This is a genomic window from Burkholderia sp. AU17457 (assembly GCF_002223255.1).
Lineage (GTDB): Bacteria > Pseudomonadota > Gammaproteobacteria > Burkholderiales > Burkholderiaceae > Burkholderia > Burkholderia sola.
On the sequence record NZ_NKFB01000005.1, the window covers coordinates 1,415,493 to 1,427,513 of the forward strand.

Annotated in this window: 15 protein-coding genes and 1 pseudogene; 4 read left to right on the forward strand and 12 right to left on the reverse strand. The window is 63.6% G+C overall.

Translation table 11 applies throughout. The features are described 5' to 3' along the window. Complete coding sequence (locus tag CFB49_RS36425; RefSeq protein ID WP_089492467.1) at positions 1-204, forward strand: hypothetical protein; 204 nt, start codon at positions 1-3, stop codon at positions 202-204. A 92-nt stretch (positions 205-296) separates the two neighbouring features. Continuing rightward, positions 297-569, forward strand: coding sequence for a DUF4148 domain-containing protein (locus CFB49_RS23610; RefSeq protein ID WP_089492468.1), 273 nt, complete (start codon positions 297-299; stop codon positions 567-569). Positions 570-604: 35 nt separating this feature from the next. Here CFB49_RS23610 and CFB49_RS36430 read toward each other — a convergent pair whose 3' ends face one another. Together CFB49_RS36430 and CFB49_RS23615 are read right to left on the reverse strand one after the other, a co-directional pair. Beyond that, positions 605-880 carry a hypothetical protein gene (locus CFB49_RS36430; protein WP_176730190.1) on the reverse strand — a complete coding sequence of 92 codons (276 nt, stop codon included), beginning with the start codon at positions 878-880 and terminating at the stop codon, positions 605-607. A 63-nt stretch (positions 881-943) separates the two neighbouring features. Continuing rightward, entirely contained in the window at positions 944-1,153 is a 210-nt protein-coding gene (locus tag CFB49_RS23615; protein ID WP_089436681.1) for a hypothetical protein, read from the reverse strand. Between the two features lie 279 nt (positions 1,154-1,432). Here CFB49_RS23615 and CFB49_RS23620 point away from each other — a divergent pair, with 279 nt between their 5' ends. Further along, on the forward strand, positions 1,433-1,738 hold the full coding sequence (locus tag CFB49_RS23620; protein WP_089436682.1) for a DUF4148 domain-containing protein: 306 nt from the start codon (positions 1,433-1,435) through the stop codon (positions 1,736-1,738). Positions 1,739-1,811: 73 nt separating this feature from the next. Here CFB49_RS23620 and CFB49_RS23625 read toward each other — a convergent pair whose 3' ends face one another. Beyond that, complete coding sequence (locus tag CFB49_RS23625; RefSeq protein ID WP_089492469.1) at positions 1,812-2,813, reverse strand: zinc-binding dehydrogenase; 1,002 nt, start codon at positions 2,811-2,813, stop codon at positions 1,812-1,814. Between the two features lie 135 nt (positions 2,814-2,948). On the opposite strand from CFB49_RS23625, the gene CFB49_RS23630 reads away from it, so the two are divergent. Continuing rightward, positions 2,949-3,842, forward strand: coding sequence for a LysR family transcriptional regulator (locus CFB49_RS23630; protein WP_089492470.1), 894 nt, complete (start codon positions 2,949-2,951; stop codon positions 3,840-3,842). A gap of 39 nt (positions 3,843-3,881) precedes the next feature. On the opposite strand, the pseudogene CFB49_RS36880 reads toward CFB49_RS23630, so the two are convergent. From CFB49_RS36880 to urtA, 9 genes and pseudogenes are all read right to left on the reverse strand, one after another. After that, positions 3,882-4,053, reverse strand: a pseudogene (locus CFB49_RS36880) (LysR family transcriptional regulator); the annotation flags it as partial. A 59-nt stretch (positions 4,054-4,112) separates the two neighbouring features. Then, entirely contained in the window at positions 4,113-5,138 is a 1,026-nt protein-coding gene (locus CFB49_RS23640; protein WP_089492471.1) for an aliphatic amidase, read from the reverse strand. Positions 5,139-5,215: 77 nt separating this feature from the next. Beyond that, a complete protein-coding gene (locus tag CFB49_RS23645; RefSeq protein WP_069618023.1) occupies positions 5,216-5,551 on the reverse strand; it encodes an FmdB family zinc ribbon protein in 336 nt (111 codons plus the stop codon). A gap of 37 nt (positions 5,552-5,588) precedes the next feature. Continuing rightward, positions 5,589-6,827, reverse strand: coding sequence for a formamidase (gene fmdA / locus CFB49_RS23650; RefSeq protein WP_069618024.1), 1,239 nt, complete (start codon positions 6,825-6,827; stop codon positions 5,589-5,591). 60 nt (positions 6,828-6,887) lie between these two features. Then, on the reverse strand, positions 6,888-7,577 hold the full coding sequence (urtE, locus tag CFB49_RS23655; RefSeq protein ID WP_069618025.1) for an urea ABC transporter ATP-binding subunit UrtE: 690 nt from the start codon (positions 7,575-7,577) through the stop codon (positions 6,888-6,890). Positions 7,578-7,611: 34 nt separating this feature from the next. Next, on the reverse strand, positions 7,612-8,355 hold the full coding sequence (gene urtD, locus CFB49_RS23660; RefSeq protein WP_069618026.1) for an urea ABC transporter ATP-binding protein UrtD: 744 nt from the start codon (positions 8,353-8,355) through the stop codon (positions 7,612-7,614). A 3-nt stretch (positions 8,356-8,358) separates the two neighbouring features. After that, entirely contained in the window at positions 8,359-9,528 is a 1,170-nt protein-coding gene (urtC, locus tag CFB49_RS23665) for an urea ABC transporter permease subunit UrtC (protein WP_069618027.1), read from the reverse strand. A gap of 55 nt (positions 9,529-9,583) precedes the next feature. Then, positions 9,584-10,501: an urea ABC transporter permease subunit UrtB gene (gene urtB / locus CFB49_RS23670; RefSeq protein ID WP_069618050.1), complete on the reverse strand. Its 918-nt coding sequence runs from the start codon at positions 10,499-10,501 to the stop codon at positions 9,584-9,586. Between the two features lie 55 nt (positions 10,502-10,556). Continuing rightward, entirely contained in the window at positions 10,557-11,831 is a 1,275-nt protein-coding gene (gene urtA / locus CFB49_RS23675) for an urea ABC transporter substrate-binding protein (protein ID WP_069618028.1), read from the reverse strand. Between the last annotated feature and the right edge of the window lie 190 nt (positions 11,832-12,021).

A 12,021-nucleotide genomic window follows, 5' to 3' on the forward strand; every position in this document is an offset into this window, starting at 1 on the left:
GTGTCGTATTTCAAGGCACCCGTCGCGATGACGGGTGCCGTTTTTTTGCGTCGGCCCGACCGCGCGGAACCTGTGACGGATGCCGGCCGCAATCACGGCCCGACGATCATTGCCCAATGCGGCCAGGTTGAAGATTCCCGCGTGGCCGAGCACCGCGCGCCGATGCATGAATTTCTTTTCACGTTGCGTATGCCGATCCGCTAATGTCCATGCCCCATGCTTGTCCTCAACCGTGCGCGACGCCGACGCGCCGCGCCGGTGGATGACCCCGTTCAATCATCATGAGGACTCCAGAAATGAAAACCGCCAACGTCATCGCCGCCGCGTTGCTCGCCGCAATCGGCATGCTGTCCGTTCCCGCGTTTGCACTGACCGGCAGCCGGCCGATGCAGATCTCCCCGGCCGCCACCAAGGACGGCGTGCCAGGCACTCAGGCTGCCGGCCAGTGGGTGCTGCCCTACGGCCAGCCGATCCACGAAAAGACCCGCGCCGAGGTCCATGCCGAGCTCGTGCACGCCGAACAGGACGGGCAGCTCAAGTACCTGAACTCGACGCTCTATTCGCATTGATGCGCGCGACCGTGCGGCCGGGCGTGGTGCCCGGCTCACGCCGGCAGCGCCGCCGCCCGTCCACCGAACTGCTCACCCTCCATGAAGCTTCGTCCGTTTCTCGCTCGTTCCGCCCGTATCGCACTCGTCGCGATGGCTGTCAGCGTCATGTTGTCCGGGTGCGCCTCCGCGCGGCCCGACGGCCCCGGCGATTGTGTCGGCCCGCCCGACTTCTGCGTGCCGTTCTTCGGCTCGTAAACGAACATGACGAGCGCGCTGCCATCGGCAAGGCGCCCGTCATGCTCATTGCGCGGCGGGAACCGCGCGTTCATGCATCCGGCAGCATCACCGGATAGCCGTAGCGGCTCGCGGTATCGATTCGGACGTCGGGCAGATCAGCCCTGGTGCGGTTGCGTGCTCGATCTGTCCGCGCGATGCGAGGCGAGATTCCGTGCGGTATCGATCGCACGATCCCGATGTTCGGCTTTTCCGTGCGCGAGCGTCGCATCGGCGATCGCGAGTCCGGTTCCCTGCACCTTCGCGAACGCCGGCAGCGATGAACACGCCAGCGCGATCAGTCCAGCCGTCATGAAAGTCGATTTCATTGCATTACCCTCCAGTGCGCACCGCACGGTGCGCGGCATCGAATGATCCATCGCTCGACGATACGCCGCTGCGCCTGACCATCCGGGAACACTGGCATGAAGGATTCTTTATCTTTCAGTGCATGCGGCAGCCAATGCATGACCGGATGCGGATTTTCCTAAAACATGTTTCATCATCGCGCTGCTGTTTGGATAGTCCGCTGTCCCCAATCTTCATCTTGCGGCCGACGCAGGCATCCTGCCGTACGGCCTCGACCCAACGCTATCCAGGAGCCGAAGATGCATCATCCCGCCCGCTACCTCGTCTGCGCCGCCATGCTCGCATTGAGCGTCTCCGCGCATGCCGAGACGAAGCTTACGTCGGCGCAATGCCATGACTATCCGTTCGTTCACACGAACGGCCAGGTCTCCCACCGACAGCTCGTCAACGAACTGAATGAGCTGGAATCCGTCGGCTACAACCCGTCGTCCGGAGACGAGAGCAGCTATCCCGACGATATCGATTCGGCACAGGCGCGCCTGATGCAGAAGTACCGGCACGATTGTGCCGGCGCGGCCAATACCGTCGCGTCGAACGGCAACTGAATCGTCCCGGGGAAACCCTTCTGCGAGTTTGCGCGCGGGCCATGTGGCCGCGCGCGTTTTTGGGGTTGATGCTTCACGACCGGCTCGCCAGTATCGCCTTTCGTCCGTCGACGGACTCGTACGCCATGGCGTCGTCGATCAGATCAAGGCTGAATTCATGACCGACACGCGTCCTGAACACGGGATCGCCGATCACGCTCTCGAGCGCATTCAGCGCAGCCACCAGCCTTTCATGTTCTCTCACCGTGCGGCTCTCGAAATTGCTGAAACGCTGCATCGATAGATCTTTCATCATGAAGAGCGGCGCCGACACGGGAAACGGAACGGATCCGGCCATCGTGCCGTAAAAATATACCGACGAGCGCATCGGCAGACAGGTTGCCAACTGGCCGGTCAGTGCACCGCCCACCCCATCGAATACGGCCGTCGTTCCAAGCTCCAATGACAGCTTTCCAAGTGTGTCGGTAAAGTCTTCATCGGCGCGCACGATATGCTCGACACCATCGCGTTGCAGAGCCTCCTGCGCAGCCTGGCTCCTCACCATGGAGATGACCGGCATATTTCGCTGACGAGCGAATGCCGCGAGCGCCAGCCCGGTTGCCGAGTTCCCCGCCGTGACAATCACGCCGTGGTGCCCGGCCTCGCTAATCGTGTCGAGAAACGCGTAGGCCGTGATCACGTTCACGAGCGATCCGCAATAGTCCCGTGCGCTGACGTGTTCGGGCAAGATCAGGCAACTCGTATACGGCACCTGGGCTTTTTCGCACCAAAGGCCGATGTTGTACGCGCTACGGTTCAGCGAGCGGTAGACAGCGACGCGTCTACCCATATAACGCTCTGGTACGCCGACACCCGTCGCCACCACCGTCCCCGCGCCGGAAGCGCCCCATACGCCGTGCTGGCTTGCGGGCAGCGCTCTGCCATCCTCGGCCCGCATACGCAAAAATATCTTGTCGCCATGGTTGATTGCAGATGCCTCCATGTCGATCAGCACATGGCCTGATTCCGGCCGGCTCGGCGGCCGGATATCGCGAACGTCCAACGAGCGTTCAGGGGTAACGCAAATCGCTTTCATGACGCGTTTCTCCAGCGGTAAACAGCGATGACGGTAACTGCACAGGCGGTAACTTAAACAAGTCCGCCTGTTGCCGAAACGCAGTCTGCCGGCATACCATCGATTCCAATACAGAATGGATCGATACGAATACTCATGGATCGCCTGGATGCAATTCGCCTGTTTGTTCGACTCGTCGAATGTGGCAGTTTTTCCGCCGTAGGGCGAGAGGAAGGCATTGGACAACCAACCGTAAGCAAGCAGATTGCCGCGCTGGAGCGGTATCTCGGCGCTCAGCTGGTGTTGCGAACGTCGCGTCAGGTGGTGATCACCGCGGCGGGCCAGGCGTTCTATGAGTCGGCCAAGCGATGGATGGACGACTTCGATTCGCTGGAGTCATCGGTGGGGACGCGACAGCAATCTCCACAAGGCTTGGTGAGATTGACGACCGCGCCTGCCTATGGCCGCCTGTGCGTGACGCCGCTCCTTCCCGGGTTCTTTCGGCACTATCCGCACGTTGCGCTCGAATTGTCCGTATCCGAACGACAGATCGACCTGGTCGGGGAAGGAGTGGATCTGGCAATCCGCCACGGGCCGCTGGTGGATTCCTCGCTGACAGCGAGAAAACTATCGGAAATGGAATCGCTGCTCGTGGCCAGTCCGGGCTATATCGCTGCCAAAGGCAGGCCTACCCGGCTGGCCGATCTGGACGCACACACGGGCGTCGTCTTCGCTCGAAACCATGAGCGCCGCCCTTGGCGCTTCAAGGTCGGGCGCGAAACCGTTCATCGCGTTCCTCAAGGGTCTTTCTTTACGGGTGATGCAGAGCAGGTGCGCGCCGCGGTACTGCACGGGCTCGGCATTGCCCAGGCGCCACGATGGCTTTTCGGAGCGGAAATCGATACCGGACAAGTCGAGGTCCTCCTGCCCGAGTTTCAGCCTGAACGCATGGCAACCCACCTCGTCTATCCCGCCGGTCGACGCGTACCGACGCGAGTCAGGGTGGTGATCGATTATCTGATGTCGGCACTCGGAACCCCCTCTACCTGAACCGGGCGCAACCGGTCGCGCGTAACGGCTTGTCACTACCTACCTCTTCACACCTCGATCCCAAGGCGTCTCGTTGCCGAACGCTGCAGTCAGGGTAGTCAACGAACCGTCGAACTTTGAGCGGGATGCGCCGAGCACTCGGGTAGACCGCCTGTATCGTCAACTCGGTTGCTCGGTAATTTGGCAGTAGCGCGACGAGCTCGCCACGTCGAGCCGCCGTGCATGAAGCAGATCACGCGGCTTACGCGGTATTCCATGCCGCGCGCATACTCACTCTTCGTGCGGAATGCCTTCGATCGGACACTCCGGCGTGCCGGGGCTGGCGCGCGTGAGCGATTCGACACGGCGACGCGTGGCGTCGGGATCCGCAATCCAGTCGCGATAGAAGCCGAACGGACATTCGGCGACGCCATTCGCGCCGTCACCGGAATTGATCGTGCCGGTATAACCGCGATGCAGCAGCTTGTACAGATGGTTCTGCGACTGCATGTTACGCCGCGCATCGCGAATCATGCCGAGCGACAGCTCCGCATACTGCACGCCCATTTCCTCCTCGCCGCACTCGCCGAGCGTACGCCCGTCGAACCCGACGATCGCCGAATGGCCGAAGTACGAATACACGCCGTCCCAGCCCGTGGCGTTGGCCACGGCCACGTAGGTGTTGTTCATCCACGCCATGGCCTTCGCGACCATCACCTGCTGCTCTTTCGCCGGATACATATAGCCCTGGCAGCGCACGATCAGCTCCGCGCCATTCATCGCGCAGTCGCGCCAGATCTCCGGATAATTGCCGTCATCGCAGATGATCAGGCTGATCTTGAGGCCCTTCGGCCCGTCCGTCACATAGGTGCGGTCGCCCGGATACCAGCCTTCGATCGGCGTCCACGGCATGATCTTGCGATACTTCTGCACGATCTCGCCACGATTGTCGATCAGCACGAGCGTGTTGTACGGCACCTTGCGCGGATGCGCTTCATGGCGCTCGCCCGTGATCGAGAACACGCCCCACACGTTGGCCTTGCGGCACGCCGCCGCGAAAATGTCCGTCTCTTCGCCGGGAATCGCGGACGCCGTGTCGAACATCTCCTGGCGGTCGTACATGATGCCGTGCGTGGAATACTCGGGAAACACCACGAGATCCATGCCCGGCAAACCCTGCTTCATGCCGACCACCATGTCGGCGATACGGCGCGCGTTGTCGAGCACCTCCGCCTTCGTGTGCAGACGCGGCATCTTGTAGTTGACCACCGCGACGCCCACGCAGTCGCGGCTACTCGAAATATCACCATGTCGCATGACGCATCCTCCTTGAACGCGTTGACGCCACGCGCGACGGCCGCTGCTTCCGCGCATCGGCTCGCGCGCGGCACACCTTAGTGGCTGATCATCCACGGCCGTCCCGCCGGCCGCTTGAGGCCGTCCGACGCCGTGCCTGCGCGCGTCGCCGCGCCGCCCGAGCAGCAACTGCAACCCGCGCGATGGCGCAGCGGCGGCCCGTCGCCGGACTGACGCGGCGCGTGCGCGGCACGCTCGTTGGTCGCGTGTGCGGCGCGGCGCGCGCCCCCCATCAGCGCCAGTGACGGCGCGCTGATGACGCGCCCGCCTTCGGCGCCGCAGTCGGGACAGCGGCACGGTTTCTCGCGGTCCGCGATGCGACGCATGACGGAGAACGGCCCGCAGCTCGCGCATTCGAAGTCGTAGATTGGCATGACGGCCTCCTTTTCCTGCGTTATTTCAGTGTGTCGGTCACGCGTTCGCGAGATCCGGCGAACACGGCAGATCCACGCCGCCCTGGATGTGCCGGATCGGGCCGTCGGCATTCGGGCGAATGTCGAAGTCGAAGATCTGCGTGGGCAGCCACAAGGTCGCACACGCGTTCGGAATATCCACCACGCCGCTGATATGCCCCTGCACCGGCGCACAGCCAAGCAGCGAATACGCTTGCGCGCCCGAATAGCCGAATTTCTTCAGGTACTCGATGGCGTTCAGACACGCCTGGCGATACGCGGTGGTGACGTCGAGATAGTGCTGGCCACCCTGCTCGTCGACGGAAATGCCCTCGAAAATGAGGTAATCGTTATAGGTCGGCGTGATCGGGCTCGGCTGAAAGACGGGATTGCGAATGCCGTATTTCGCCATGCCGCCCTTGATCAGATTCACGCGCATATGCACCCAGCCGGCCATTTCGATCGCGCCGCAGAACGTGATCTCGCCGTCGCCCTGGCTGAAGTGCAGGTCGCCGACCGACAGGCCCGCGCCATCCACATAGACCGGGAAAAAAACCTTCGAGCCGCGCGACAGATCCTTGATGTCGCAATTGCCGCCATGCTCGCGCGGCGGCACCGTGCGTGCGCCCTGCGCGGCGGCCTGGTCGCGCGCGTCGCCCGCGAGCTTGCCCATGTGCGCGGTGGCCGCGAACGGCGGATTCGCAAGCGGCGGCACGCGATCGGGCGCGGTGGCGATCAGGCCGGTTTCGCGCGCGTTCCAGGTCTCCAGCAGTGTCGGGTCGGGCAGGCAGCCGATCAGGCCCGGGTGAATCAGGCCCGCGAAATTCACGCCGGGAATATGGCGCGAGCGCGTATAGACGCCGTGAAAATCCCAGATCGATTTTTGCGCGCTGGGGAAATGATCGGTGAGAAAGCCGCCACCGTTGGTCTTCGAAAAAAAGCCGTTGAAGCCCCACTGACTATCGGCCTTCGCGCCGATGTCGAGCAGGTCGACCACCAGCAGGTCGCCGGGCTCCGCGCCGTGCACGCCTACCGGGCCGGACAGAAAGTGCACGATCGACAGGTCGATGTCGCGCACGTCGTCGGCGCTGTCGTCGTTCTTGATGAAGCCGCCGGTCCAGTCGTAGGTTTCGAGGATGAAATCGTCGCCGGGCTTGACCCAGCAGGCCATCGGAATGTCGGGGTGCCAGCGGTTGTGCACCTGTTCGTTTTCGTAAGCCGACTGGTTCAGATCGACCTTGATGAGAGTCTCGGGCATGGCGTTCACTCCTGGTTCGCGGATTGACATACGGCGCGGCGCGCGAACGCCGCGTCGCGTTCAGACGGACAGATATTCGCGGATGCGGTCGGTGTCGCCCGCATCGCGCGTACTTTGGTGCACGAAGCGCCCGCCCTCGATCACGAACAGGCGGTCGGCCACGTCGAGCGCGAAGCTCAACACCTGCTCCGACACGACGATGGCGATATTGCGGCTCGTGCGAATCTGGTTGAGCGCCTTGGCGATGTCCTTGATGACGGACGGCTGGATGCCTTCGGTCGGCTCGTCGAGCAGCAGCACTTTCGGGTCGGTCGCGAGCGCGCGCGCAATCGCGAGTTGCTGTTGCTGACCGCCCGACAGATTGCCGCCCTTGCGCTTTCTCATGTCGAACAGCACGGGAAACAACGCGTAAAGTTCGTCGGGCACGCGCTGGCTCTGCGCGTTTTCGAGGCCCGTCCGAATGTTTTCCTCGACGGTCAGCGACGCGAAAATCTGCCGCCCTTGCGGCACGTAGCCGATGCCTTTCGATACGCGGCGGTAGCTCTCGTCCTTCGAGACGTCCGCGCCGGCCACGCGCACCGTGCCGCGATGGGCGGGCAGCATGCCGATCAGCGCCTTGAACAGCGTGGTCTTGCCCATGCCGTTGCGGCCCATCACGGCCACGCTTTCGCCTTGCGCAACGGAAAAGCCGATGCCGTGCAGCACCTCGCTCTGGCCGTAGCTGACGACGAGATCGTCGACTTCCAGCATGATGTGTTCTCCGTGTTGTCGTTCGGTTGCCGGCTCAGTGGCCCAGGTAGACGTCGATCACGCGCGGATCGGCCTGCACCTGCGCCATCGGTCCTTCCGCGAGGATCTTCCCCTGATGCATGACCGTGACCTTGTGCGCGATGCGCTCCACGAAAGCCATGTCGTGTTCGATCACGATCATCGAGCGGTTGCGGCAGATGCGGTCGAGCAGATCGGCGGTCAGCTCGCGCTCGCGCACGCTCATGCCCGCGATCGGTTCGTCGAGCATCAGCAGTTCGGGGTCCTGCATCAGTAGCATCCCGATCTCGAGCCACTGTTTCTGGCCGTGCGAAAGCAGCCCCGCTTCCAGATGGAGCGCGCCGGCGAGGCCGATTTCATCGGCCACGTCGCGCACGCGATCGGCCACGTCGGCATCCTCGCGGTACGCGAGCGCGCCGAACACGCTGCGTCCGCGCGGAAACGACACTTCGAGGTTCTGCGCCACGCTCAGGTTTTCGTAAATCGACGGCGTCTGGAACTTGCGGCCAATCCCTTTACGCACGCGGCGGAATTCCGCGAGATTCGTGATTTCCTCGTTGCGGAACTTGATGCTGCCCGCCGTTTCCTTCGTCTTGCCGCAGATGAGATCGAGCAGCGTGGTCTTGCCCGCGCCGTTCGGGCCGATCACCACGCGCAGCTCGCCGCGCTCGAGATAGAGATTCAGCGAATCGATCGCCTTGAAGCCGTCGAACGACACAGTCAGGTCTTCGATTGCGAGCAGAAAGTCGGTATTGCTCATGCTTCACGCCTCCTCGTTCGCCGCGCCGAGCAGCCGCCGCACGCGCGGGCGCACATGCTCGTCGTAGAGACCGGCCAGCCCGTTCGGAAACACCATCACCACGCCGATGAACATCGCCGCCATCAGATAGAGCCAGAGGTTCGGAAAGCTCTCCGAAAACCAGCTCTTGCCGAGATTGACGAGAATCGCGCCGTATACCGCGCCGACCAGCGACATGCGCCCGCCGACGGCCGCATAGATCACCATCTCGATCGACGGCACGATGCCGACGAACGACGGCGACATGAAGCCCACCTGCAGCGTGAACATCGCACCGCCGATGGCCGCGAGCATCGCCGCGAGACAGAACGCGAACACCTTGAACATGGCGACGTCGTAGCCCGAGAAGCGCACGCGGTCTTCCTTGTCGCGCATCGCGAGCAGCAGCGTGCCGAGCTTGCTGCGCTGAACCCAGCGGCACGCGAGCAGCGCGCCGATCAGCAACGCGGCGTTCACGAAATACAGCACGAGCTTCGCGTGATCGGTGCGGATGTCCCAGCCGAGCAGCGTGCGCAGGTCGGTGATGCCGTTCACGCCGCCCGTATAGCCTTGCTGGCCGATGATCAGCACCGAGAGAATCAGCGCGACCGCCTGCGTGATGATCGCGAAATACACGCCGCCCACGCGCCGCTTGAACATCGCGTAGCCGATCACGAAGGCGAGCGCGGTCGGCACGACGAGCACCGCGAGTATCGAGAACGGCAACGAGTGAAACGGCTTCCACCATGCGGGCAGCGCGGTGAGCTGGTTCCAGTCCATGAAATCGGGAATGCCCGGCGTGGTCTGCGTGCGCGTGGCGGCCGGATCGGACGCCTCGAGCTTGAGAAACATCGCCATCGCGTAACCGCCGAGGCCGAAGAACACGCCCTGGCCGAGACTGAGCACGCCGCCGTAGCCCCACGCGATCACGAGGCCGATCGCCACGAACGCGTAGGTCAGGTACTTGCCCATCAGGTTCAGGCGGAACGTGTCGAGCGCGAGCGGAAACACGACCACGATCAGCAGCGCGAGCAGCACGATGCCCGCGTAGCCCGACGCATCGAGTCGCGCCGCGCGCACGCGCCAGCCGGCCGGCGGCACGCCCGGGCCGGATCGCGGGGATACGCCGCCCGCCGCGGATTGGATGGGTTCCATGTCCGTCTCTCCAGTCGAATGAAGCTGTAAATGAGGCGTGGGGATGAACGCGCGCTTAAACTCGCCGCACCTTCGACGCAAACAGGCCCTGAGGACGCAGCATCAGAATCACCACGACGGTGAGTAGCGTGAGCACGCGCGCAATCGAGCCCGACAGAAAGAACTCGCTGATCGACTGCATCTGCGCGATGCCGAACGCCGACGCGACGGTACCGAGCAGGCTCGCCGCGCCGCCAAACGTCACGACGAGAAACGAATCGACGATATAGAGCGAGCCGCTCGTCGGTCCCGTCGAGCCGATCGCCGTGAAGGCCGCGCCCGCGACGCCCGCGATCCCGCAGCCGATCGCAAACGTCATGCGGTCGGTGCGCCGCGTGTTGATGCCCGCCGCGTTCGCCATCGGCCGGTTCGCGACCGTGGCGCGCACGCGCAAGCCCCAGCGCGACCGATAGAGCGCGAGCAGCAGGCCGCCCGTCATCAGCAGCGCGAGGCCCATCACGAACATGCCGCTTACCGGAATGTCGAGGCCGGGCGTGGGCTCCCACGAACCCATCAGCCAGTCGGGCAGCGCCGGGCTCACTTCCTTCGGCCCGAAGGTCGAGCGGAACACCTGCTGCATGCCGAGGCTCAGACCCCACGTGGCGAGCAGCGTGTCGAGCGGGCGCTTGTAGAGATGGCGGATCAGCGCCCATTCGGCGAGCCAGCCCGCCGCGAAGGCCAGCGCGAACGCCGCGAGAATCGCGAAGAAGAAATACACGGGCGTGAGCGCGTGCCAGACGTTCTGCGACAACCACGAAAACAGGTAGACCGTATACGCGCCGATCGTCATGAATTCGCCGTGCGCCATGTTGATCACGCCCATCTGGCCGAAGATCACGGCGAGCCCGAGCCCCATCAGGAGCAGGACGCTGAAGAGGCTCAGACCGGCGAAGCCCTGCATCAGCGTGATGTTGAAAATATCGGTAGCGGACATCGAACGCTCCTCGCGCGGCGGCGTCATCGGCCGCCGCGCCGCTGCGGTTGACGGATTACATGTAGCCCTTCGGGAACGGATTCGGCTGGATCGGCTGCTCCGACTGCGCGACGACCTTGAACTGGCCGTCTGCCTGGCCCTGCCCGATCAGCGAGCGGCTCCACAGGTGATGGTTCGCATCGACCTTCGCGTAGCCTTGCGGCGCGTTCGCCACCTCGATACCGGCCGAATGCGCGACCACCTTGTCGACGTCGAAGCTGCCGGCGCGCTCGCACGCGGCCTTCCAGATCCACGGGCCGAGATAGGCGGCTTGCGTCACGTCGCCGATCACCGACTTCTGGCCGTAGCGCGCCTTGAATGCCGCGACGAACTTCTTGTTGTTGTCGTTATCGAGCGACTGGAAGTACTTCATCGACGAATAGAAGCCCGCGAAGTTGTCGCCGCCGATGCCGAGCACTTCGTCCTCGGTCACCGACAGCGTCAGCAGGAACTGCTTCTGCGGCGTGATGCCCGCGGCCTTGAGCTGCTTGTAGAACGCCACGTTCGAGCCGCCCACCACGGTCGCGAAGATGCAGTCCGGGCGTGCGAGCTTGATCTTGTTCATCAGCGACGCGAACTCGGTCGTGCCGAGCGGGTAGTACTCCTCGCCCACCACTTTCGCGTGCAGATGCTGTTCGATATGGCGCCGCGCGATCTTGTTGGACGTGCGCGGCCAGATGTAGTCGGAACCGATGAGGAAGAAAGTCTTGGCCTTCTTCGTGTTCGACGCCCAGTCGAGCGCCCAGACAATCTGCTGGGTCGCTTCCTGACCCGTGTAGAACACGTTCTTCGATTGTTCGAGGCCTTCGTAGAAGGTCGGGTAATACAGCAGGCCGTTGTCCTTCTCGAACACCGGCAGCACCGCCTTGCGCGAGGCCGAGGTCCAGCAGCCGAACACGGCCGCGACGTGGTCGTTCTCCAGCAGCTTCTTCGATTTTTCGGCGAAGGTCGGCCAGTCGGACGCGCCGTCTTCCTGAATGATCCGCACCTTGCGGCCGAGCACGCCGCCCATCGCGTTGATCTGCTCGATCGCGAGGCGCTCGGCCTGGATCGAGCCGGTTTCGGAAATCGCCATCGTGCCCGTGGCCGAGTGGAGCTGGCCGACCGTCACCGTCGTATCCGTGACCGCGAGGCCCGTGGTGTTGACCTTCGCCGTGGGCGGCGTTTGAGCAAATGCGCCGCGCGGCAGGCCCAACGCCATCAGCGGCGCGGCGGCGAGACCGCCGAGCATTTTCCGGCGCAGCGGCGAAGGCATCCGGGCTTCGTCATCGAGTCGATCGTCTGCGGACATCACGTTCTCCTTATCGGGCGCCCGGCGCGGGTCGCTGCGGGCTGGGTCGAGGTTGGACGCAATGTAGAAAGCCAATTTGAGGATCGGAATACGTCAATCGACGTATTCCCGGCGTGCGTACTGGAATGTAATTTGCATTGCAGGGCGATCCTGAGCGGTGTGGTCCGCCGTTGTGCCGTTCGCGCCCCGC